The 23,038-nt window shown below is 35.4% G+C and carries 21 protein-coding genes; 13 read left to right on the plus strand and 8 right to left on the minus strand.

Features of this window, described 5'->3' with window-relative positions:
- Nucleotides 1-18: 18 nt before the first annotated feature.
- The 3 genes from CPT03_RS02605 to CPT03_RS02615 are packed head-to-tail and all read left to right on the plus strand — an operon-like array spanning nt 19 to nt 6,596.
- Nucleotides 19-2,115 carry a hypothetical protein gene (locus CPT03_RS02605; protein WP_099437380.1) on the plus strand — a complete coding sequence of 699 codons (2,097 nt, stop codon included), beginning with the start codon at nt 19-21 and terminating at the stop codon, nt 2,113-2,115.
- A 16-nt stretch (nt 2,116-2,131) separates the two neighbouring features.
- Entirely contained in the window at nt 2,132-4,579 is a 2,448-nt protein-coding gene (locus CPT03_RS02610) for a glutaminase family protein (RefSeq protein WP_099437381.1), read from the plus strand.
- Nucleotides 4,580-4,586: 7 nt separating this feature from the next.
- Nucleotides 4,587-6,596 carry a beta-L-arabinofuranosidase domain-containing protein gene (locus CPT03_RS02615; protein ID WP_099437382.1) on the plus strand — a complete coding sequence of 670 codons (2,010 nt, stop codon included), beginning with the start codon at nt 4,587-4,589 and terminating at the stop codon, nt 6,594-6,596.
- Between the two features lie 89 nt (nt 6,597-6,685).
- Here CPT03_RS02615 and CPT03_RS02620 read toward each other — a convergent pair whose 3' ends face one another.
- From CPT03_RS02620 to CPT03_RS02640, 5 genes are read right to left on the minus strand one after another with little or no spacing between them, the layout of a single operon-like run.
- Nucleotides 6,686-7,093 (minus strand): response regulator, encoded by a 408-nt coding sequence (locus CPT03_RS02620; protein WP_099437383.1) that lies wholly within the window; start codon nt 7,091-7,093, stop codon nt 6,686-6,688.
- Nucleotides 7,083-8,162, minus strand: a complete 1,080-nt coding sequence (locus CPT03_RS02625; RefSeq protein ID WP_099437384.1) for a hybrid sensor histidine kinase/response regulator — start codon at nt 8,160-8,162, stop codon at nt 7,083-7,085. The genes CPT03_RS02620 and CPT03_RS02625 overlap by 11 nt, the downstream gene beginning before the upstream one ends.
- A 15-nt stretch (nt 8,163-8,177) precedes the next feature.
- Nucleotides 8,178-10,292, minus strand: a complete 2,115-nt coding sequence (locus CPT03_RS02630; protein WP_099437385.1) for a 7TM diverse intracellular signaling domain-containing protein — start codon at nt 10,290-10,292, stop codon at nt 8,178-8,180.
- 4 nt (nt 10,293-10,296) lie between these two features.
- Entirely contained in the window at nt 10,297-10,935 is a 639-nt protein-coding gene (locus CPT03_RS02635) for a hypothetical protein (RefSeq protein ID WP_216641594.1), read from the minus strand.
- Between the two features lie 58 nt (nt 10,936-10,993).
- Nucleotides 10,994-13,315, minus strand: a complete 2,322-nt coding sequence (locus CPT03_RS02640; protein ID WP_099437387.1) for an Rv1355c family protein — start codon at nt 13,313-13,315, stop codon at nt 10,994-10,996.
- Nucleotides 13,316-13,529: 214 nt separating this feature from the next.
- On the opposite strand from CPT03_RS02640, the gene CPT03_RS02645 reads away from it, so the two are divergent.
- On the plus strand, nt 13,530-13,997 hold the full coding sequence (locus CPT03_RS02645; protein WP_099437388.1) for a response regulator: 468 nt from the start codon (nt 13,530-13,532) through the stop codon (nt 13,995-13,997).
- 88 nt (nt 13,998-14,085) lie between these two features.
- The gene (locus CPT03_RS02650) at nt 14,086-15,102 is read left to right on the plus strand and encodes a type IX secretion system membrane protein PorP/SprF (RefSeq protein WP_099437389.1); all 1,017 of its coding nucleotides are present in this window, start codon (nt 14,086-14,088) and stop codon (nt 15,100-15,102) included.
- Nucleotides 15,103-15,116: 14 nt separating this feature from the next.
- Here CPT03_RS02650 and rpoN read toward each other — a convergent pair whose 3' ends face one another.
- Both rpoN and CPT03_RS02660 read right to left on the minus strand, forming a co-directional pair.
- A complete protein-coding gene (rpoN, locus tag CPT03_RS02655) occupies nt 15,117-16,589 on the minus strand; it encodes an RNA polymerase factor sigma-54 (protein WP_099437390.1) in 1,473 nt (490 codons plus the stop codon).
- A gap of 218 nt (nt 16,590-16,807) precedes the next feature.
- Complete coding sequence (locus tag CPT03_RS02660) at nt 16,808-17,281, minus strand: Lrp/AsnC family transcriptional regulator (protein WP_099437391.1); 474 nt, start codon at nt 17,279-17,281, stop codon at nt 16,808-16,810.
- 434 nt (nt 17,282-17,715) lie between these two features.
- On the opposite strand from CPT03_RS02660, the gene mscL reads away from it, so the two are divergent.
- The gene (gene mscL, locus CPT03_RS02665) at nt 17,716-18,144 is read left to right on the plus strand and encodes a large conductance mechanosensitive channel protein MscL (protein WP_099437392.1); all 429 of its coding nucleotides are present in this window, start codon (nt 17,716-17,718) and stop codon (nt 18,142-18,144) included.
- Nucleotide 18,145: 1 nt separating this feature from the next.
- Here the strand turns inward: mscL and CPT03_RS02670 are convergent, their stop codons facing one another.
- Entirely contained in the window at nt 18,146-19,012 is an 867-nt protein-coding gene (locus CPT03_RS02670) for a ChaN family lipoprotein (protein ID WP_099437393.1), read from the minus strand.
- A 138-nt stretch (nt 19,013-19,150) separates the two neighbouring features.
- Here CPT03_RS02670 and CPT03_RS02675 point away from each other — a divergent pair, with 138 nt between their 5' ends.
- From CPT03_RS02675 to yidD, 7 genes are all read left to right on the plus strand, one after another.
- On the plus strand, nt 19,151-19,924 hold the full coding sequence (locus CPT03_RS02675) for a LiaF transmembrane domain-containing protein (RefSeq protein ID WP_099437394.1): 774 nt from the start codon (nt 19,151-19,153) through the stop codon (nt 19,922-19,924).
- 11 nt (nt 19,925-19,935) lie between these two features.
- Complete coding sequence (locus CPT03_RS02680) at nt 19,936-20,307, plus strand: DUF4288 domain-containing protein (RefSeq protein ID WP_099437395.1); 372 nt, start codon at nt 19,936-19,938, stop codon at nt 20,305-20,307.
- 373 nt (nt 20,308-20,680) lie between these two features.
- Nucleotides 20,681-21,358 carry a sensor histidine kinase gene (locus tag CPT03_RS02685; protein ID WP_245869953.1) on the plus strand — a complete coding sequence of 226 codons (678 nt, stop codon included), beginning with the start codon at nt 20,681-20,683 and terminating at the stop codon, nt 21,356-21,358.
- Nucleotides 21,336-22,076, plus strand: coding sequence for a LytR/AlgR family response regulator transcription factor (locus CPT03_RS02690; RefSeq protein ID WP_099437396.1), 741 nt, complete (start codon nt 21,336-21,338; stop codon nt 22,074-22,076). The genes CPT03_RS02685 and CPT03_RS02690 overlap by 23 nt, the downstream gene beginning before the upstream one ends.
- Before the next feature lie 88 nt (nt 22,077-22,164).
- The gene (gene rpmH, locus CPT03_RS02695; RefSeq protein WP_055133745.1) at nt 22,165-22,323 is read left to right on the plus strand and encodes a 50S ribosomal protein L34; all 159 of its coding nucleotides are present in this window, start codon (nt 22,165-22,167) and stop codon (nt 22,321-22,323) included.
- Between the two features lie 64 nt (nt 22,324-22,387).
- Nucleotides 22,388-22,801 carry a ribonuclease P protein component gene (locus tag CPT03_RS02700; RefSeq protein ID WP_099437397.1) on the plus strand — a complete coding sequence of 138 codons (414 nt, stop codon included), beginning with the start codon at nt 22,388-22,390 and terminating at the stop codon, nt 22,799-22,801.
- Nucleotides 22,788-23,018, plus strand: a complete 231-nt coding sequence (gene yidD, locus CPT03_RS02705) for a membrane protein insertion efficiency factor YidD (RefSeq protein ID WP_099437398.1) — start codon at nt 22,788-22,790, stop codon at nt 23,016-23,018. Before CPT03_RS02700 ends, yidD begins: the two co-directional genes overlap by 14 nt.
- Nucleotides 23,019-23,038: the final 20 nt, after the last annotated feature.

Raw genomic sequence — 23,038 nt, forward strand, 5'->3', positions numbered from 1 at the left:
CAAATATAAATTAAGAAGATGCGTAAACAATTAATAACAGTTGTATTCATTTTTTGGTGCAGCACAGGCATTAGTTTAGCTCAGGTTTCTCAGGTAAATACTCAGAAATTTGATCGTAAGTCTGGAGTTACAGCAACATACAGCAAAAATATTTTAAAGATAACATGGCCAGCCGGGAATAATAACTATGGGCAGGTTGACCTGAATATGGAAAAGGGAAAACCGTTATTTAGCCGATTGCTTATTGGCGAAGCTAAAAAAGCAAAACTGGTTTCAACAGATCTTGATCCTGCCTTTTTGCTGACTATTGGTAAACGGGATTTGATATCGCAAAACGGATGGAATATATTTTTTGATAAGGTTCCTCAGAAGAAGTACAAGACCTATAATGTAGAGTTAGAGAAATCAACTGCGGCTGTAAAGACCATAGGAAGCAGGACCGTGGTTACCATTTCATCTTTAAAGGCAGATCGTTTTTCGGGTAACCTGGAGATTACTTTTTACAATGGGAGTCCGTTGTTTAACATAGCGGCTGTGATGGCTACCAAAATCGACTCGACTGCGATTGTATATGATGCGGGCTTAATTAACAGATCGGCAAGTTGGAAAAACATATCATGGATAAATACCGGAGATACCTTGCAGAATGTTAAGGCTATTGATACTGACAGTTCGAAAAATATAGCCGTAAAATATAGAACCATAGCTGCAAAGGGAAAGGAGGGGACTTTGGCGATATTCCCAGCGCCTCATCAATATTTTTATCCTTTAGATGAAGCCTTTAATCTGAAATTTACCTGGTATGGGAAGAACTACAGAAAAATGACTAATGGATATGGTATTGGGATTCGTCAGGATTTGGAAGGCGACAGAAGATTTGTTCCGTGGTTTAACTCACCTCCTGATACCAAGCAGCGCCTAAATTTCTTTTGTCTGCTTAGCGCAGATGATGAAAATGCTGCCTTTACTGAGATAAAGAAGTTTACACATAACGACAGCTATGTTAAGTTACCGGGTTATAAAACAATGTCGAGTCATTTTCATAACGAGTTTATTATGAAAGTGGTGCTGGCAAATAAACCAATACCTGAAGTGCCTGATTTTGTTAATGTATTTAAGAAAACGGGGATAGATATTGTACACCTGGCAGAGTTTCATTATACGGCGCATCCTAAGGGTCCGGATGAGACAAGATTAAAAGAATTGCATGCGCTTTTTGAACAATGCAAGCGTCTTTCTGATAACAAACTTCTTTTGTTACCGGGTGAAGAGCCTAATGAGTTTTTTGGTGGCCATTGGTTAGCACTTTTTCCTAAACCGGTTTATTGGATCATGTCGCGCAAGAAAGAGGCTCCTTATAGAGAGAATCATCCTCAGTATGGTAAAATATATCATATTGGTGATAAAGATGATATGTTGAAGCTTCTTGAAGATGAAAAGGGATTGGCCTGGACAGCCCATGCCCGTACAAAGGGATCTGTAAATGCGCCTGATGTATACAAAGATGAAACATTTTTTAAATCAGATCATTTTATGGGAGCAGCATGGAAAGCAATGCCTGCAGATTTATCGGAACCAAGATTGGGGAAGAGGGTGTTAGATCTGATGGATGATATGAACAATTGGAAGCTGAAAAAATCTGTGATTACAGAAGCTGATCTTTTTACTATAACTCCTGAAAATGAGATGTATGCTCACTTAAATGTTAATTACCTGATGATGGATGATTTGCCTGAATTTGATAAGGGCTGGCAACCTGTTTTGGATGTAATGCAGCAGGGTAAGTTTTTTGCAAGTACAGGAGAGGTACTGATTCCTGAACTGACCATAAATGGAAAGCATTCTGGAGAAACGATAACGCTGGATAAATCTGGTTTTGCAAATATAAAACTTAAACTAAACTGGACCTTTCCAATGAATTTTGTAGAAATCATATCGGGTGATGGCAACAAGGTATACAGAGAAAAGGTTGATCTTACTAAAACGCAAGCCTTTGGGTCTAAGTTATTGCAGCTTAAAACTAAACTCAGTAATAGGACATGGGTAAGGGTAGAGGCATGGGATATTGCTGCAAATGGAGCTTTTAGTCAATCTTTCTACATAGAAAACAATTAACCACTTATACACAAACATGAAACGTTTATTTCTTTCATTAGGTTTGGCCGTTACCATACTTAGCGTATCCGCTCAGGAACGGAAAGCACCTGCCTATCCACTTATTACACACGATCCTTATTTTAGTATCTGGTCGTTCTCTGATAACCTCAACGTGGCACCAACAAAACACTGGACAGGTACAAATCACGCATTAACGGGATTAATTAAGGTTGATGGAAAAGTTTACAATTTTTTAGGCAAACCTGCAAAAAGCTTCGAAACGCTTGTGCCGACTGCCGAAGAGAAAAGCTACACGGCGAAATATACCGAAACAGCACCTGCGGCAGGTTGGGAAAAAACTGTTTACAATGATGCTGATTGGAAAAGCGGAAATGCTCCATTTGGTGACGGAGATGCGAAAACCCAATGGAAAAGTGACAACCTTTGGATGCGCCGTGAGTTTAATATTGAAAGCGTTGATGTAAAAGGTTTAAACCTAAGAATTAATCATGATGATAATATAGACCTGTTTTTAAACGGTGTTAAAATTTATAATTGCAATTGCTGGACTGGAAAGTATGTTTATATCCCAATTGATGAGAAGATAAAAGGGGTATTGAAAAAAGGTAAAAATGTTATCGCTGCACATATTAAAAATACCGCGGGTGGCCAATGGTTAGATGTTGGTTTATCATTTGAAAAACCAGCAGCTGAGTTAAAATCAGTAATAACTGCAAAACAGAGCAGTGTAACTATTAATGCTACACAGACTATTTATAAGTTTAGTGCCGGTAAAGTAGACCTGGAGGTTGCCTTTACATCGCCATTGCTTATGGATAATCTTGATCTGCTGGCCAGACCAGTTTCTTATGTCTCATTTAAGTTGAAAGCTAACGATGGGCAAAAACACAATGCCCAGATATTCTTTGGTGCATCAACTGATATTGCTACCAATAGTCCTACTCAAGAAATTGAGGCATCCGTTTATAAAAATGGTTCACTTTCGGTACTTAAAGCTGGTACTACTGAGCAACCTGTATTGAAAAAAAGAGGGGATGATATCAGGATAGATTGGGGATATATGTACGTTGGTGTTCCTCAAAATAGCGGTAAACAATATATAGCTTCATCAGCAAATGCTGTTTCATCTTTTATTAGTGGAAAAGCGGGTTCATCTGATGCTAAAGGAAAAAGTTTAACATTAGTTACTGTATTGCCATTTAACGTTGGTGATGCAGCAATTGAAAAAACTGTTTTGGTTGGGTATGATGATATTGAATCTGTTCAGTATTTCGGCGAGAATTTAAAGCCGTGGTGGAACCGCAAAAATAATCAGACCATAGATAAGCAGCTTACCCTTGCAAATAATGAATATGCGGCTGTTCTGCAAAAATGTATTGCATTTAATAAACAGTACTATGCAGCAAACTTAAAAGCTGGTGGAGCCGCATATGCTGATCTTTCTAATATTTCCTATCGTCAGGCAATTTCTGCGCATAAATTAGTAGAAAGCCCACAGGGAGATATCTTATTCCTTTCAAAAGAAAACTTTAGTAATGGTTCTATCAATACTGTTGATGTTACTTATCCGTCGGCACCATTGTTTTTGGTATACAATCCTGATCTGTTAAAAGGAATGTTAAATGGAATATTTTATTATAGTGAAAGTGGAAAATGGAAAAAGCCTTTTCCCGCTCATGACTTAGGTACTTACCCCTTAGCTAATGGCCAAACATATGGCGAAGATATGCCAGTAGAGGAAGCTGGTAATATGGTAATTCTTACTGCTGCAATTGCTAAAGCTGAGGGCAATGCCGAATACGCGAAAAAGCATTGGAAAACGCTTTCTGTATGGGCTGACTATTTAAGCAAGGATGGTTTTGATCCTGCCAATCAGTTATGTACTGACGATTTTGCGGGTCACCTTGCGCGAAATACGAATTTATCGGTAAAGGCGATTGTAGCTTTAGGTGGCTATGGAATGCTTGCTGCACAATTGGGAGAAAAGGAAGAGGCAGCAAAGTATACACCAATGGCTAAGGAGATGGCAAAGAAATGGATGGAAATGGCTGACGCTGGAGATCATTTTGCTTTAACATTTGATTTGAAGAATACCTGGAGCCAAAAGTATAACCTGGTATGGGATAAAGTATTGGATCTTGGGATTTTTCCTAAAGAGGTGTATAAAAAAGAAATCAACTTTTACCTGAACAAGCAAAACACATTTGGCCTGCCATTAGATAGTCGTAAAACTTATACTAAATCTGATTGGATTATGTGGACTGCAACTTTGGCTGATAATCAGGCTGATTTTGAGAAGTTCATTAAGCCTATTGGTAAATTCTCTCTTGAAACAACCAGTAGGGTGCCATTAAGTGATTGGCATGAAACTACTAATGGTAAACAGGTAGGCTTCCAGGCACGCAGTGTTGTTGGTGGCTATGCTATAAAATTATTGGATTATAAGTTGCACAATAAATAAACCTTGTATGCGAATTAACAATTTGTTTTTTACTGTATGCTTTTTTGGAGTAGCCATGCTAACTGGCTTGGCACTACATACCAATGCACAAGTAAACTCTAATCAAAACCCATATAAAGAATTACCCTTAGGTGCAATTAAGCCACAAGGCTGGTTAAGAGAGATGCTGATTCGGCAGAAGAATGGGGCTACAGGAAATCTGGATAAGCTTTATCCTATTGTGATGAACGAGAGAAATGGATGGCTTGGTGGAGACGGCGACCAATGGGAGCGTGGCCCGTATTGGATAGATGGTCTTTTACCACTTGCTTACCTTTTGGATGATAAGGCGCTTATTGCTAAAACAAAACCATGGGTAGAGTGGGCTATTAAAAGCCAGCAGCCCGACGGTTATTTTGGACCAACCAAGGACTATAGTTATGAACGTGGTATGCAACGTGACAATAGCAGAGACTGGTGGCCAAAAATGGTAATGCTGAAAGTACTTAAGCAGTATTATTCGGCCACAGGTGACAAAAGAGTAATTGAATTAATGACCAATTACTTTAAGTATCAATTGAAAGAACTCCCATCAAAACCGCTTGACCATTGGTCTTTTTGGGCGCGCTATAGGGGTGGCGACAACCTTCAGGTAATATATTGGTTATATGATATTACTGGCGATAAATTTCTTCTAGATCTTGGCGAGTTAGTGCATAAACAGACTTTTGATTATACTAATGCTTTTTTGAACTCAGATATGTTATCCGATTTTGGAAGCATTCACTGTGTGAATCTGGCTCAGGGCATAAAGGAACCTATTGTTTATTATCAGCACCATCGTGATAATAAATATCTGGAAGCAACAGATAAAGGTTTTAAAGATATTCGGATACAAAATGGTATGGCGCACGGATTATATGGTGGGGATGAAGATTTGCATGGTAACAATCCAACTCAGGGTTCTGAACTTTGTAGTGCCGTTGAAATGATGTTCAGTCTGGAAAGCATGCTTGAAATTACAGGCAAAATTAATTATGCTGATCATTTGGAAAGGATTGCATTTAATGCCTTACCTGCTCAGGTGTCGGATGATTTCATGGATCGTCAATATTATCAGCAAGCCAATCAGGTAATGGTTACCAGGCATACCCGTAATTTTAATCAGGATCATGGTGGCACTGATATTTGTTATGGTTTACTTACCGGCTACCCTTGCTGTACCTCAAATATGCATCAGGGATGGCCTAAGTTTGCACAAAATCTTTGGTATAAGACAGCAGATAAAGGGGTGGCAGCTTTGGTGTATTCGGCTAGTGAAGTTAAAACTACTGTTGCCAATGGGGTTGAAGTGAACTTTAAAGAAGAAACAAATTACCCTTTTGAAGAGAACATCAGGTTTACACTTAGCATGGGGAAAAAGGTTAAATCGGCTTCTTTCCCTTTTCATCTTCGAATACCTGAATGGTGTAAAAAAGGTTCTGTAAAGATCAATGGACAAACGTTTAAAGAAGCTGCAGGTAATCAGATAGTGATAATAGAGCGTGAATGGAAATCTGGTGATGTGGTTGAACTGGAATTGCCAATGCATATTTATAAAAACAGATGGTATGAAAATTCAGTGTCTGTTGAGCGTGGCCCAATTACTTATGCTTTAAAAATGAAGGAAGAAGTAACAAGGGTTAAGAATGATAAAGATCCAATAGAATATGGAAATTATTATGACGAGATCAGATCATCTTCGGCATGGAATTATGGTTTAATTGAAACGCCCGATAACAAGCTTAGTGAGCAATATAAGGTAGAGAAAACGGGTGTGGTTTCTAATTACCCATGGAATCTTCAGAGTTCTCCAATTGCAATTAAAACAAAGGGTAAAAGAATCCCTTCGTGGCAATTGTATAATGAAATGGCAGGGCCGATTCCTTACAGTTTTGTTTATGGTATTGAAACTTCTCCTGAAGAAGAAATTACCTTGGTGCCTTATGGGTGTACCAGTTTACGAATTTCTCAATTCCCTATAGTTCAGGGGAGATAGGATTGGGCATAATTAAGAAACATTTTCCAATTGCTCTTTTAGGGCAGCCGGAAAATGTTTCTTAGTTACTTGCCCTTATGGTTACCTATTTAAATGAAGTACTTTTGTAATAACTTTTCTAACTCCTGAGGGAAGAGAGGCTTCTTTAAAAGCTTAATGACATATGGATTGGCCTCTGCTTTTTTAATATCGCCAAAATCTAAGGTTGATGAAAGTATGGCAATTAGGCATTTATCCTTTACTGCTGCCGGGAACTTTTTATAGATTTCCAGAAATTCAAATCCATCCATCTCAGGCATTTGGATGTCTAAAAGAATAAAATCAGGAAGGTTATTTACATCATTAATATGCTTGCTTAAATAAGACAAGGCTTCCTCACCAGAATGGCATAAAATGGTCTCGTCAAACAATTTAGAGATTGAAATGATTTTAGAATTTATTTTAAGATCAACCTCATTGTCATCAACCAACATTACTTTTTTGTACTTACTTAACATTAGGGATTGTAATTTTAAAAGTTGTACCAACTGCAGTATCTGAACTTACAGATATCTTTCCATTAATCTTGTTGAGCGCTTCTTTAACAATAAATAAACCCAGACCACTACCGTGATTAATTTTACTTTTAAAGAACTGTGTGAAAATCTTTTCAAGATGTTCATTTAAAATACCCATTCCATTGTCGGCAATGGTAATTTCTACAGAGGCTTGGTTAACGTCTACATTTATGTCAACTTTTTTATTCTTTTCGTCTTCTTTCTGATATTTAATGGCATTGGATATCAGATTACCTAATATCACTTCTATCCTGAAAACATCTCCATAAAAAGGAATGTTTTGTTTAATATTTACATGGAAATGCGTGTCTCTATCAGTATAAGAATAAAGTTCAATCAGTTCATTTATAAGTTTTGTGAAATCAACGGGTGTGTGCTTCGCAACAGTTTTGTTGTTTTTATAGTATTGTAATGTCTTTTGAATGTAGTAGTCCAGTTTATTGGAGCAGGTTTCTATTAAGCCCCAGTATTCTCCGCTTGAGTTAAAAAGCCCTTCCATTTTTACCAGATTTACTATCCCCATTGCTGAAACAAGTGGAGCCCTGAGTTCATGAGAAATACTATAGATGAACCTGTTTAGTTCATCATTGGTTTTCTCTAATTCAATAATTTTATTCCTTAAATCTATTTTAGATTTGTAGGCATCGTAGGCGTTTTTTATTGAATTATGAAGTTCTAAGTCATTCCATGGCTTAGTGATGTATCTGTAAATATCACCATGATTAATAGCATCTGCCAATGCTTCGATATCAGTATAACCAGTAAGTAAGATTCTTATGGGATCGGGATAGGTTTCAATTATGCTTTTAAAAAATTCCACACCTGTAGTTTGTGGCATCTTTTGGTCGGCAATAATTACATGAACCGGAACATTCTCCAATATCTTTAAGCCCTCTGCTGCGGAAATAGCAGTATAGATCTCATATTGTCTTCTAAAGCCAGCTTTAAAAGCATGTAAGTTGTTCTCTTCGTCGTCAATATAAAGTACCCGTACTGTTGGCGTATTCATAGATAAATGTTAATTTCACTTTACAGGCAAGGTAATAATAAATTCTGTACCTTGATTCACTTTTGTTACAACATCAATAGTTCCATGATGATTTTCAATAATTCTAAAAACTATTGATAAACCTAATCCTGTTCCTTCTCCGACATCCTTGGTAGTAAAGAATGGTTCAAATATTTTTTGTTTTACCTCTTCAGGCATCCCTGTTCCACTATCTTTTATGCTTATTTTTACATGGTTTTCTTCTTGCCAGGTTTTTATAGTTACAGACTCTTCTTCATTTTGTTCTGATTTAGCCTTAATGGCGTAGATAGCATTGGTAATTAAATTCATAAATACCTGGTTGATCTTGCCTGGCATACATTCAACAAGAGGAAGAACCTCATAGTCTTTTATAATTTTTAAGTTAGAAGGAAAAGTGCTTCTAATTAAAACCAGTGTAGAGTCTAATCCTTCATTTAAGTCGACAGGTTTGGTATCATTTTCATCTAGACGGCTAAAGTTTTTTAAACTTCTAATGATTTCTGCTGTTCTTCTGGCTCCATCACCAATTCCTGTTAATAGTGACTTTATTTCACTTCTAACAAAATTAATGTCAATCCGTTTTTTAAAGTTCTCAATCGCGCTAAGTTGTTCTTCAACATTTCCGGTTAGATCCAGCTTCTCATACATATGAATTACATCATCCAACTCATTTATATCCAGTTCAAGAGGCTTTATGTTTGAAGTAACAAAGTTAATTGGGTTATTTATTTCGTGGGCAATACCGGCGGTAAGTTGTCCAAGTCCTGCCATCTTCTCGGCATCAACAAGTTGAGATTGGGCTTCTTTTAAATTGACAAGTACCTCATTTAAATTTTGGTTAGTGTTTTCTAACGCTTCTGTACGCTCTTTAACTTTTATTTCTAATAATACGTTTTGTTCACGTACTAATTTTTCATTTTCGATAAGAACTCTTAATGCCTCTGCCTGAGATTGTTCTTTTTCTTTTTTGAAGAGATTTATCTTATCTGCAAGGGCAAAAGATAAAAGGGTTACCTCTATAACAGATGCAATTTGTAGGATATAAATTGTAAATATATTATAAGGGATTATCCTGTAGTCTTTGGCTATAAACATACATATGCCTATTGTTAATACGGTCCATGCAAGTAAATAATAGCCTGCCGGCTTTACATTTTCTTTAAAATAGCCATAGGCAGCAATAATTAATGCAATAATGCAACTAAGTGCAGTGAACAGTTGCATTAATGCAAAGGCAAAGGAGACATAGTTGGTTAGTGCCAGGATTAGGGTTATAGCAGAAAGCCCAACTAATGTTTGCAGAATTTTATGACACCTTGGAACTAATTTTTGAGTGTTTAAAAATGAAATAGAAAAACTCAGTCCGGATATTAGGGCAATTAATGAGAAAATGGTAACACTATGTTCGTGCAACCATAAATTATCTGACCAAAAGTATTTTGTAGCAAAACCCTGAACTGATATTTGAGAAAGCCAGGTAAATAGAATGTAGAAAACGTAAAAAACATAGCTCTTATCCCTTACGCTAAAAAATAGGAACAGATTGTACAAGAACATGATCAGCAAAGCGCCTGAGTACAAGCCAAATATTAAGTCTCTTCTAATTAATTGTGTAGTTGTTTCCTGTTTGGTCTGGATCATGACAGGGGCAACAAATAACTCTTTGGAAACAATATTTATATAAATGTCCGGATCAGTATTGATAATTGAATCGGGAATATTGTTGTAAGCCACATTTCCGATTAAATTGCTGGGTGATATCAGATTGAAATTCCTTAAATGCTGATTAAGCAAAACTTTGCTGTCCTTAACATAAAAAATGTTAACAAATGAAAGCCTTGATTGATCTATAAATAAAATTAGATTATTATAATTTATAAGATTTTGAGGAATCGAGGTCTTAACCCAATAGTTCTTGTTCCCAAAGCCCAGATTCAATATATTAGAAGTATATTTTTTAAAGTCATGGCTACCTATAACCTCTTGTATATTTTTTTTGGTAATACTATTGTCAAGGGTATAAAGGGTAGGGGCATTTGGAGTTTCAAACGCCTTGGCGTTTAAAAAGGTAGCTGTAAATAATAGTAATAATATTAAATTCTTAAACAAAGCCTTAAATATAAAAATCTGTTGTCAATTCAATCTTTGCACCCTTACTGGTTACAATTTCAGTTTTAGTTATTTTCTCACTTCTCAATCGGAAAATTTCATTGCGTTCATCTTCGGGTGCTAATGGTAGCCCTTCAATATCCTCAACCAAAAGGGAAGTAGCGGTAAGCTGTTCTTTAGGGTAATAGAATTTCCCATCAATACCAATCTCACGTAATATTCTGAATCCTATTTTTACAGAGTTTCTGTAAGTTGCAGGGGCACATAACCCAAAAAGGGTTTTTAACTTTAGTCTGTAAGCAAGTGCTATAAACGTACGTCCCAGGTATATACTTCCAATACCTAGGCCAGCAATTTCCCATGAGTTCCATAAAGCACAGAATTCACCTGTACCAGCTTCTGTTCTTTCCTCAACCATTTTATAGATTCTTTCGTCCATATGTCCTACGGCATCTTCAATTGGTAAAGGATTTATTCCATTCGCTATATGAATTCTTCCACCACCCAGAGCAGGGCCATCGGGAGTTTCACTAACTAATACTACATAAACATCAGGGTTAAGTACCCAATCTATTTTTGCGGAGGTAATCTGCGTAATACCAAATACCTCCAAAACATGTGTATGGCCTTCTATAAACTTCATACAGTCGGCGCGGTTATCAATTGCTCTGAAAGCTTTGAAGTATAATTTATCTATTTGCTTATTTGTTTCCAAAGGACAGTGTTTTTATAATAGGTTTTCTAATGGTACGACGCTCAGATTTATCTGCTTTGAATAATCTAAAAAGGAATACCTCGGCAATATTATTAGTAATATTGAACAATTCCTTAAATTTTTCATGTAATTCTGAAATATGACGATTGTTTGCTAATGAAAGGTCATTTTCTTTTTGGAAATTTTGCTTGTAAAAAAATATCACGGGAACATTTACCGGATGTATTTGGTAACCAAGATCTGCAGCAGCAAGCCATAGTTTCTCAGCAGCCATTCCACCTTTTAAATAATTCAATGAGGATGCATCTGGTAAGGTTATAAGGCCTATTGAGGTTGACGATTGAAATTGACGTATCGCTGTTTTTCTAAATGCAGATCCACCATTAATTTTATTTAAAAAAGTTACAGCACGCTCGTCTTTTATCAGCCTTAAACCTATTTGGTCATTATTGCTCATGTCTAGCGTATTAATTCCTATGCCGTCTTCACTATTTTCTATTTCTTCCTGAGTCCACCTCATTTCTCTGGAAATGAAATCCTGATGTGCTTTAGGTGTAAATATTCTCAAAAGATCAGTGCTTCCTGAGATATCACCTAATGCTTTCTTTTGCTCATCATCAATAAGCCATTGTAGGTTTACGCCCTCAATAGTTTCTGCAAGATTTTTTAATTGTAAAAGGTCATCGTTATTCAATTCAACAGGTAAGCCATGTTTTCTGTTGGTATGTCGAGAGTTAATTTGCGCTGCAAGTTTTTTATCAAGCTCATCGGCATTATATCCTGTTTTAAATCTAAACAAGGCAACGTGATTTGGAAGATGTTCAGGGGTGAACTTCCATTTAACTTCTAAACCGTTCGCAGATGCTTCTAGCAGTAGGTTTTCTATTGCAGCCCCTAAAGATATATAAGATGAAATATAATCAGGATCCAGGTAAGCACCTACAGCACTTCTATCCATTAACAGGTGGAGTGTGTTATTTTGATAGTGCCAATGCCATGGTTGATTATTTCCTCCTGAAGGAGCTTTACTGGCACTTTTTATTAAGGTTTCTATAATGCTTTCATCAATAATTTCTCCATTATCATCACCAAGGTTATTGTTGTGTATGTATGCTTCAATTTCTGTTACGGTCATTTTTTGCTCCGTAACTTCCTCAATTTTAGTTGATTCATTCTTTTTGTCTGAAATAAGCTCATCCATATCAATAAAGAATCTTCCGGATATGTTTAATTCTCCAAGAAGAATCTTTCTGGAGATATCAGCGGTTATACCACCACCATAAGTAACTGCACTGGCAAGTTGAGGCCATGTGCTAATAGTGGTCATTATTTCTATTGCAGAAGCTTTCATCCTTGGCGATAAAGTTTCAATACCTGTTACCGGAGCTATGTATGGTATTCTTTCGTCCATGGTTTTTAGAGACTTATAGACACTCATGTCCATGTGGTCAACAAAACCATGAAGCACAGGCCTGTCGGGTTCCAGATCAAAGCGTTCAATGTCAATTGTGCATCTGTCGCTTCCTTCCATTAGTACTGGAATTTTTAACTCTTTAGCTTTTTTTCTTGCACTTATCTTAATGTCAAAACTATCACATTCATCAATCAATAAATCCAGTTGACCATTTTCTGAAAGAAAGCGATCAATATTAGCCTCTGTTATCCCATCATCAAAACATGTAACTTTTAAGAAAGGATCAAGCTCTGCTATTTCTCTGGCAACGATTACAGTTTTCTTTAAGTCAACATTTTGTACGCCAGAGCGGATACGGTTAAGGTTTGTTAAATCAAGAACATCAAAATCAGCAATTCTTAACTCACCACAACCTCTTTCAATTGCAAGCGTCAATGAAACAGATTGTCCTACTGAAAGTCCTATTACACCAATTTTCTTCTGCCTAAGCAAATCTTGTTCTTCCTGGGTAATCTTATGTTTATTTCTATTGGTTCTAACAAGGATATATTCTTCCTCATCCAAAATGTGGACTAATTTTTCTAGCCATGGGTAATAAACCCATACCCCATATTTAAGTATTTCTTTATTTTGTAAGTACCTGTTAATCGCCTCATTAATGGTTGTTTCATTATGTATGACTGAAGGGTTTAAACCTTTTACTAAATCTTTAAGTTGATTGTTAATAGTGTCGAAAACCTGAATAAATGGTTTCTCAATAAGTAAATTCTTTAATTTAGTTTCTTCTTCAGGATTGTTTATTCTGTAAAATACCGGAGTATAGCTGTCTCTGTATTGCTGGCTTCGTGTGATAAAATCTTTTATAGACTTACTTATTTCGTTATTCAGGTGCATTTTTTTAGAAATATCAAATTATTCCTCCATTTGGGAGTTAAATTTAGCCCTCACTAAATTTCTACTAAAAATATGCTTTTAAGCATTACAATGAAAGCTTATAATTATTTTTTTTATTTTAACACTAACGATTTAATGTTTAAATAATTTTTTCACTCTAATAGTTCATTGGAATTTATAAAAGCAATATATTTATCAAAAAAATCTAAATAAGATGAGTTCTGATGTAATGATTAACGTTTTGTATGTAGATGATGAGGTTCATAACTTGAACTCTTTTAAGGCTGGATTTAGGAGGTTATTTAACGTTTTTACAGCTGAATCTGCTTTAGAAGGTAGAAAGGTGCTGGAATCGGAAAATATTCACATTATTATAACCGACCAAAGGATGCCGGTAATGACAGGGATTGAATTTCTGGAGTCCATCATACCAGATTTCCCTGATCCTATAAGAATACTCCTTACTGGCTATGCTGATATTAATGCCGTTATTGATGCAATTAATAAAGGTCAGGTATATAAATACATTCAAAAACCCTGGATGGATGAAGATTTAAGGATTAATATTGAGAAGGCTTTCGAAATATATTCATTAAGAAAAGAAAATAGAGAACTTACTGAGCAGTTATTGCTTGCTAATAAACAATTGGAATTTTTGCTAAGGCAAAATTTGCTATCATAGATACTTCTAATGCTCTTTAGAAGTATATTTTATGTATATTCAATAATTAAGTAGGGAAATGCTTTGTTATCTTCATTATTGAAAGAACATGAAAATATATACATATATTATTCTGGTATTTGTATTAATAGGTATTGAAGTACATGCGCAGCAAAGGCCTCAATACACTCAATATATTTTTAATAATTACCTGTTAAACCCTGCCTTAAGTGGAATGGAAAACTATACCGATATAAAAGTAGGGTATAGAAAACAATGGGTGGGTATAAATGATGCTCCCCAAACTTCATTTATTTCTGCAAATTGGAAACTTGGTGATGATTATTTATGGAAAAATCCACTATCGTTGCCAGATAAGGGAGATAACCCGATGAGCAGGAATTATATGCAGAATTACACTGCTTCTCCCTCACATCATGGTATGGGGGTAATTGCGGTATTAGATGAAGTAGGGCCAATATCCAGATTGGATGCAAATATTACTTATGCCTATCACTTACAGATGGCAAATCAGTTAAACCTTTCAGTAGGTGTTGCAGCAGGATTAACAAGGATAGGGTTTGATTCTGGTTCATTGCAATTTCAAGATAATGAAACAGAACCTGCAACTAAGAATGCTTTCGAAAGTCAGATAAAGCCAGATCTGGGGCTTGGGGTATGGTTGTATGGAGCGAGATTTTTTGCTGGCGCCTCAGTTCAACAGATCTTATCTCAGAAATTAAAATTTATAAATGATCCGGGATTTAATCTTGGAAAGGAAGTCCCTCATTATTTTGTGACAACCGGTTATAGGTTTTTTGTTTCAGAGGAAATCTCGGCAACTCCTTCAATTATGTTAAAAAAGGTAAGTCCTACACCGGTATCTATAGACATTAATATGAAAATGAGCTTTAAAGATCGGTTTTGGTTAGGTGGGAGTTATCGCAAGGATGACTCATTTGCTGCACTGGCAGGGGTTAATATCAGTAAATTAATTAATCTTACTTATTCCTATGATTTTATTACCTCAGATCTGAACCGGGTTACGAATGGAAGCCATGAAATAGTTTTAGGATTCCAACTTAATAACGTATACGAAGTATTTAGCACTACAAAAATGTGGTAATAGTTAGTAAAATATTAAAGCTCTTTTCTAAGACGGGCCACTGGGATATTCATTTGTTCCCTATACTTTGCAACTGTTCTACGGGCAATATTATATCCCCGGTCTTTTAATATTTCTGTTAACTTTTCATCGGCAAGGGGTTTGCGTTTATCTTCATTACCGATGCAATCTTCAAGGATTTTTTTAACCTCTTTATTTGAAACTTCTTCTCCACTTTCGGTTTGTATAGCTTCGGAAAAGAATGATTTTAATAGAAAAGTACCAAATTCTGTTTGAACATATTTGGAGTTTGCAACTCTAGAAACTGTAGATATGTCCATATCTATCTTGTCTGCAATATCTTTTAAGATCATTGGACGCATTTTACGTTCATCGCCTGTAAGAAGATACTCATACTGATATTGCATAATGGCATTCATGGTTTTAAGTAAGGTTTGTTGCCTTTGTTTAATAGCATCTATAAACCACTTTGCAGAATCCAGTTTCTGTTTTACAAACTGAACTGCCTCCTTCATTTTTTTATCCTTCTGAGCAGCCTTGTCATAATGATCAAACATATCGATGTAAGAACGGCTCACCCTTAATTCAGGCGCGTTTTTAGAGTTAAGAGTAAGTATTAAAACACCGTCATTATTCGATACATGAAAATCAGGGATAACTTGTAACTGTTTTGTTGTTACTTGATTAGAATCTCCGGGCTTAGGATTGAGTCTTAATATTTCAGCGATAATTTCTTTCAGATCTTCACTGCTTAAGCCTAAAGATTTTTCAAGTTTATCGTAATGTTTTTTAGTAAACTCGTCAAGATAATTCTCAACAATTTCAATAGCTTTTAAAATAATGGGATTATTAGGATCCTTCCGCCTCAATTGTAAGGTTAAGCATTCTTGCAAATCTCTGGCTGCAATACCCGGTGGGTCAAATGCCTGAATAACCTTGAGCATTTCAAAAACGTCTTCTTCTTCAACCATTACATTCTGAGAAAATGCAAGGTCGTCAATCATAGATGTGATAGGTCTTCGTAAATAACCATCGTCGTCTAAACTACCTATAATCTGTTTTCCAATAATGAAATCCTGATCCGACAGTGGAACAAGATCCAATTGTTCTTGCAGACTTTCAAAAAAGGTACTCTCAATGGCAATTGGAGTTTCCTTTTTTTCTTCATCATCGTCATTGTTATTGTACGATGTACTATAATCATTTACACTGTCATCCTGCAGGTAATCATCAACATTAAATTCATCAACACTCTCTTCCTTTGAGCCGCCCTCGAAATCCTCAGGGGCATCATTTAAATCATCATATTCGCTTTTAGGTTCTTCTGCGATCATTAGACTTGGGTCTTCCAATGCAGGGTTTTCTTCCAATTCCTCTTTAATGCGCGTATCTAAAGCAACTGTTGGTACCTGCAGCAACTTTATAAATTGAATTTGCTGAGGCGATAATTTTTGAAGGAGTTTTTGTTGTAAATGTTGTTTAAGCATAGGGTAAATGGCCCGGTAATTTATATACCTGCTTCAAAAATACGCATTTCGTTCATATAATAGCAATTGCCACAATTATATTATAGAAAATGCCTGATATTCGTCTTGTTATTGTCACGCGATACATACATAAAAGATAAGGTTTGTACTTTTACTAGCCCTTAAAATCGATAAAACGTATTTCACGCTTTACACGATTTTAAAATAACACCTGAAAATCACGAAAGTTTGAACGCCGTTTCATACTTGTGCTCTGCTAATACATAATTGGTACAGGTTTCGCCTACAATATCTATTGCTTTCAGTTTTGTTTCAAAAAAAATATAAAATGCTCTGGAGCATGTGGTTACGATTTTAAGCTGAAAACCAAAATGGCCGGTAATCTGAGAACATTCCATTACCTCATCAAAAGTTTTTACTTTCTGATAGAAATTGGCAGCTGCCAGTGATGAATGATCATTGAGCCTAACAAGGACATAAGCCATTTCTACTTTATGGAATTTTGTATAATCAAGCAATAGTACTGATCTTTTTACAAAGCCTCCTTTTTTTAAAAATTTAATTCTTTCGTGTGTTGCCGATTCCGACTTATGAATTTTATATGCAATTTGTTTTACGGAGATCTCTGCATTTCTTTGCAGAACATTCAATATCTCATTATTAATTGGGTCTAATCCTTGTATTTTAAACATAGTTTATTCAATACTTTTTTTACTGTTTACGATTAAATAACAGAATTAGGTTGCGGCAAACATAATAAAATAATTTTAAAATCCTGATTTCTGGGAATTGAATGTAATTGGCGTTTTTTTTTCAAATAAGATTTTGTGTTTTGTTTTTTTTCTAATTCATCGCGAAATTAAAGATGGTAAATCGGTGTTTGTACAATAATATTTACTGAAGGTAAATGATGGTATTGATATGTGATTTTGTAAGTAACAACTTTGCACCTGGTTCAAGCGGACCCATGGTAGATGTCTGTCATAGGGATGCCAATAACAGGTTAAATTTAGGTTAAAAATGGCTTAGCTTGGATGGGCGGCCATTTTTTTAGATTTCCTCAGAAACAATTCTTTGATATGAATGTTTAATTTTCTAATTTTAGATAAAACTAAACTTAACTACTATGGGATTTGTAAAAGAATTTAAAGAGTTTGCCATTAAAGGCAGTGTAATGGATCTGGCTGTCGGTGTAATTATTGGAGGTGCTTTTGGCAAGATCATCGATAGCGTTGTAAATGATCTTATTATGCCATTAATTTCAGCAATAGTTGGATCGGTCGATTTTAGTAATATGTATGTTGTTCTAAAGGGAAGTGTAACGGAGGGGATGGCTCTTGTTGATGCCAGAAAAGTACCTGGAGCCGTTGTTTTTGCTTACGGTAATTTTATTACTGTAGCCATTAATTTCCTGTTACTTGCTTTAGCGGTATTTATGCTTGTGAAAGGAATTAATTCAATGAAACGCAAGCAAGAGGTGGCTGCTGCAGCCCCTGCGGGTCCTACTAAAGAGGAAGTTCTACTTACAGAAATCAGAGATTTACTTAAAAAGTAAACTAAAAACTTTTTTTAACACCTGGGTTGGTTATTATTATATAATCACCCAGGTGTTTGTGTTTTTCCCACTCCGGATTATTATAGTCTGCCGATGGGAAACATGAAATGCTTGAAATGGTAAGTCTCTTTGAAATACTTTTTAATTTTGCAAGTGTCCCTAGTTTTTCATCACTGTGGAAGCGGCCATTAAGCTGAATTATTTTTGTGTGTTTGTGTTTCTTTATATATCTGGCAATTGACCACGCCATAGTAGCATCCCAGAAATTTTGAGTCTGATATATTTTCATAGTGCCCATATTATGGCTTCCAAGTTCTTTTGTGAATTTATTATAATAAGCTCCTGTTGCTGTATCTATTGGAAGCGGGGGTAAAAAAGATTTTGATTCTTTAGGGAGGGTGTTTAATGCATTAAGCCCCTGTTTACTCACCATATTGCTATATCTTGCAGCTCCATTGGCTCCAATTACGTCTATTTTATTGGCTTTTGCATACTCAATAAGAGGTTTGTAGTCATTGTAGTTATTCCAGGCCCTTGCTTCTTTTATGAAGTTTTTTTCAGAAATATAGTTGCCAAGGTATTCGTTTATAACAGGTTGTACATCAGTATGAAACATTTCCATGGAAAGAGCTGTTTTGGGATATGCTATGTGCATTTGTTTAAAGATTTCCAACTCCAGTATATGGCCTAAAGAGTCATTATGTTCCTCTCCAAAAAATAATACATCTGTTTTGTTTAAGTCTTTAATTAATTCATTAACAGATATTACTTTTTGATTTTTAACATCATAAATTTTATACTGATGGGAAGTTTGGGCGACAATAAATAAGGGCAGACATGTACAAATAATTATAAGGAGATGTTTCATGACTCAAAAGTAAGGGATATTTTCACCGATTAAAAATACACGTTTACCGATCTTTAGCATAGATATAAATCATTAATCTTGGCTAATGGTATTGTTCTGTATAAATTTGACTTAGTACATTACATTAAAAGTTAAGGAATGGAAAAATTTACAAATAACAACAGTTCCAGTAGATTATGGAGTGGATTGGTAATATTAGGTGTTGGTCTGGTGTTCTTTTTAAGGAATTTTGGTATCGATATCCCCCATTGGGTTATAAGCTGGCATACCTTATTGATTGTAATCGGTTTGCTGGTTGGCTATAAGCGGAATTTCAACGGTGGCGGATGGATGATTATGGTATTGGTAGGAGGATTCTTTACGCTTGAAGACATAGGAGAGTTTGATCTGTCTAAATACTATTTTGCTATTGCATTTATTATTCTTGGATTGTATATGATTTTTAAACCAAAAAGAAGTGAATGGGATAAAGAGAGATGGGAAAAAAGGTGGAACAAAAGACATCCGCGTTTCAGAAACTTTAATGAGCCAATAAATGCAGATGAACCAACAGAATATAGTGATATAAATAAAGATGATATTCTTGATTCAGTAAATGTATTTGGAGGAAGCCATCAAAATGTATACTCAAAGAATTTTAAAGGTGGAGATGTGATTGCGATTTTTGGTGGCTCAGACATTAACTTAACGCAAGCAGATTTTGAGGGTACGATAGTTCTGGATGTGGTAGCAATATTTGGAGGATTAAAAATTGTAATTCCACCAAGCTGGGAAGTGAAATCAGAAGTTACAGCTATTTTCGGTGGTATGGATGATAAGAGAGCAATGGGGCCAGTGATAGACGGGCCAAGAAAAATAATAATTATTAAAGGGGTGGCATTATTTGGTGGGGTGGATATCAGGAACTTTTAAAACCCTATGTTATGAAATGGTTTTTAGTAAGATATATTTATGAAATAGTTTGTGGCGATGGTAATTACAAATCGCAGTTTGATGAACAATTAAGATTGATGCTGGCATTAAATTCAGCTGAAGCACTTGAAAAGGCAGAAGAATCTGCTGATAGTTTCCACCCACCATTTAAGAACTGTAGTGGAGAACTGGTAACCTGGAAATTTATATGCATTGCCGATTTGCATGAAATTCAGACACCTGATGATGGAGCTGAAATTGCATCAATAATGCATGAGCCAATTGATGTACCTGCTTTTTTAGATCAGGTAGAAAAGAGACAGACTTTTTTAAAAGAGCATATACAATTTATAACTTCAGAATTAGATTGTTTTGACAACTAGACCACTATCAATTCCTCAGATCCAAAAATTTGCCCTTGTTATATTTTTAGCATGGGTTGCAATTTTTATATTCTTGTTTTATTATACACTGAATTTTAGTTTGCAAGTTTCCGTTGCTGATAGTTTAGTAACTAATACCTTGCTTGCTGTTGCCTGTATCATTTTGAGTAATTTATTAGGCTATTACCAGCCTAAAAATGAAACGATATTGTTTATACTGGTGTTAACCTTAATGCTGGCACTGATTATTACTATAGCCAGTAAATTTGCTTTGAACTTTTTGTTTATTGATAATACTACGTACCAAAGTTTTTTAAATCTTTCTCTGTTAGTTCGTTTTATAATTGTCTTTATATTTTTAGCTTGGTGCGCTTTGGCTAATATATTATGGTATAGACTCGAAGAACAGTCTGCTACTCAGGAACGGCTGCTAACTGCTCAAAATTTATCAAAGGAAGCTGAATTAAATAAATTAAGGCATCAGTTGCAGCCACATTTTTTGTTTAATAGTTTGAATTCTGTTTATGCGCTTACAATAGTAAATCCGAAAGAAGCCGGCACCATGATTACCAAGCTTGCTTCCTTTTTAAGAGGGACTTTAAAACGCGATGATGAGGTTTGGGTTAGTGTAGGGGAAGAGATGGAATATATTCAGCTTTATCTGGATATTGAAAAGGTGAGGTTTAGTCATAGATTAAACATAGATATTAATATTGACGAAAATACATTGAATTTATGTTTGCCGGGTACCTTGTTGCAGCCTATAGTAGAAAATGCTATAAAATTTGGCCTATACAATACCTCGGCTGCAATTACAATTTCTATGCAAGTGAGGGTTCAAAACAATGTGCTGGTAATTGTAGTGCAAAATCCTTATGACCCTGAAATGAAGGCAACAGGTGGAACTGGTTTTGGCTTGTCAGCTATTAAAAGAAGGCTATATTTGTTGTTCGCTGACGAGAAGTTGCTAAAAACAAAGGCTACAGAAGATAATATATTTATAACCACGCTTAAAATACCTCAGGTAAATGATAAGAACAATATTAATTGATGACGAACCTCTGGCCAGAGATATAGTAAAACATTATTTGACTGACTTTCCATATATTGAGGTAGTAGCAGAGTGTAACGATGGGTTTGAAGGGATTAAAGCGATTACACAACATCAGCCCGATTTCATTTTTCTAGATATACAGATGCCAAAGATTAATGGTTTTGAAATGCTAGAATTGGTTGAAAAACCACCGGCTGTGATATTTACTACGGCATTTGATGAATACGCTATTAAAGCTTTTGAGGTTAATGCCGTTGATTATTTATTAAAACCTATTGAAAAAAGCAGGTTTGATCTAGCAATAAATAAATTGCCTGCCCGATTAAATAGTAGTTCAGATGAATCAACCAAGGAATTGTTGGATTCTGCCGCACTTAGTCCAACACAAAATAACAGAGTTGTTGTTAAAAAGAATGGTGTAATTAAGATTATTGCAGTTTCTGATATTCATTATCTGGAAGCAGATGATGATTATGTGAAGATGAGTACCGCAGAAGGTATATTCCATAAGAATAAAACAATGAGTTTTTTTGAGCAAACACTGGAATCTGCACAGTTTATAAGAATACACCGTTCTTATATCATAAACTTGGCTCAGGTTACAAAAATTGAACTGAAAGAAAAGGATAGTTATATTGTTCTTTTAAAAACAGATATATGGTTGCCAGTAAGCAAAACAGGATACATTAAACTGAAAGCAGCACTGGGCTTATAGAAAAATCCAATTCTATTTGCAATTAGAAAAAAATCGCACTATATTTGCACCTCTTAATTAAAAAAAATAGTCAAAGATATATACAGTTATGAAAAGAACATTCCAACCTTCGCAAAGAAAGAGAAGAAATAAGCATGGCTTCCGCGAAAGAATGGCTACAGCAAACGGTAGAAGAGTATTAGCTTCACGTCGTGCAAAAGGAAGAAAAAGATTATCAGTTTCTGACGAGCGTCGTCATAAAGCATAATTTTTGATTGCAGCACTTTAAGTGTTAGCAGATCAGAACATCTGCAAAGTTGCGATCAAAAAACATGAACACATTTAACAAAGAAGAACGGTTATGTAGCAAGAGGTTAATTGACTTGCTATTTAAAGACGGTTCTTCTTTTTTATTATACCCCTTCCGTGTTTCTTATTTATTTGTAGAAACAGAACATAAATATCCTGTGCAGGTGGTAATTAATGTTTCTAAGAAACGCTTTAAAAGAGCTGTTGATAGAAATGTGATTAAGCGTCGTACCCGAGAAGTCTATCGCCTACAAAAGCAATTACAGCTTTATTCCTCTCTTACAGATTCTAGTAAATTATTACTGCTTTCAGTTCAGTTTATAGGCAAGCAGATTTATGATTACTCTTTTTTTGAGAAAAGAATGACCGGAGTTTTTAAGAAATTAGTTCCGTTAATTGGAATCAGCCAAGTAGAAGAAGCTAATGGGGATAATTAAGCAGATTGTTGGTTGTTTTTTTTTAGGCCTCATAAAGCTTTATCAGTGGCTATTATCTCCTTTATTGGGTGCAAGTTGCCGATATACACCCACATGTTCTCAATATGGGATCGAAGCAATTAAAAAACATGGTCCATTTAAAGGAGGATGGCTAACTTTGAAACGTATTGGCAGATGCCATCCTTGGGGGGGGCATGGTCATGATCCGGTTCCATAATAATATTTTAATTTAAGCTG

Origin of the sequence: Pedobacter ginsengisoli (assembly GCF_002736205.1) — a bacterium.
In the GTDB taxonomy this organism is placed as follows: domain Bacteria; phylum Bacteroidota; class Bacteroidia; order Sphingobacteriales; family Sphingobacteriaceae; genus Pedobacter; species Pedobacter ginsengisoli_A.

Excerpts from the sequence above, each read along its gene's own strand:
- CPT03_RS02605 (WP_099437380.1), top strand. The coding sequence starts at position 19 with ATGCGTAAACAATTAATAACAGTTGTATTCATTTTTTGGTGCAGCACA.
- CPT03_RS02610 (WP_099437381.1), top strand. The coding sequence starts at position 2,132 with ATGAAACGTTTATTTCTTTCATTAGGTTTGGCCGTTACCATACTTAGC.
- CPT03_RS02615 (WP_099437382.1), top strand. The coding sequence starts at position 4,587 with ATGCGAATTAACAATTTGTTTTTTACTGTATGCTTTTTTGGAGTAGCC.
- CPT03_RS02620 (WP_099437383.1), bottom strand. The coding sequence starts at position 7,093 with ATGTTAAGTAAGTACAAAAAAGTAATGTTGGTTGATGACAATGAGGTT.
- CPT03_RS02625 (WP_099437384.1), bottom strand. The coding sequence starts at position 8,162 with ATGAATACGCCAACAGTACGGGTACTTTATATTGACGACGAAGAGAAC.
- CPT03_RS02635 (WP_216641594.1), bottom strand. The coding sequence starts at position 10,935 with ATGAAGTTTATAGAAGGCCATACACATGTTTTGGAGGTATTTGGTATT.
- CPT03_RS02640 (WP_099437387.1), bottom strand. The coding sequence starts at position 13,315 with ATGCACCTGAATAACGAAATAAGTAAGTCTATAAAAGATTTTATCACA.
- CPT03_RS02645 (WP_099437388.1), top strand. The coding sequence starts at position 13,530 with ATGAGTTCTGATGTAATGATTAACGTTTTGTATGTAGATGATGAGGTT.
- CPT03_RS02650 (WP_099437389.1), top strand. The coding sequence starts at position 14,086 with ATGAAAATATATACATATATTATTCTGGTATTTGTATTAATAGGTATT.
- rpoN (WP_099437390.1), bottom strand. The coding sequence starts at position 16,589 with ATGCTTAAACAACATTTACAACAAAAACTCCTTCAAAAATTATCGCCT.
- CPT03_RS02660 (WP_099437391.1), bottom strand. The coding sequence starts at position 17,281 with ATGTTTAAAATACAAGGATTAGACCCAATTAATAATGAGATATTGAAT.
- mscL (WP_099437392.1), top strand. The coding sequence starts at position 17,716 with ATGGGATTTGTAAAAGAATTTAAAGAGTTTGCCATTAAAGGCAGTGTA.
- CPT03_RS02670 (WP_099437393.1), bottom strand. The coding sequence starts at position 19,012 with ATGAAACATCTCCTTATAATTATTTGTACATGTCTGCCCTTATTTATT.
- CPT03_RS02675 (WP_099437394.1), top strand. The coding sequence starts at position 19,151 with ATGGAAAAATTTACAAATAACAACAGTTCCAGTAGATTATGGAGTGGA.
- CPT03_RS02680 (WP_099437395.1), top strand. The coding sequence starts at position 19,936 with ATGAAATGGTTTTTAGTAAGATATATTTATGAAATAGTTTGTGGCGAT.
- CPT03_RS02690 (WP_099437396.1), top strand. The coding sequence starts at position 21,336 with ATGATAAGAACAATATTAATTGATGACGAACCTCTGGCCAGAGATATA.
- rpmH (WP_055133745.1), top strand. The coding sequence starts at position 22,165 with ATGAAAAGAACATTCCAACCTTCGCAAAGAAAGAGAAGAAATAAGCAT.
- CPT03_RS02700 (WP_099437397.1), top strand. The coding sequence starts at position 22,388 with ATGAACACATTTAACAAAGAAGAACGGTTATGTAGCAAGAGGTTAATT.
- yidD (WP_099437398.1), top strand. The coding sequence starts at position 22,788 with ATGGGGATAATTAAGCAGATTGTTGGTTGTTTTTTTTTAGGCCTCATA.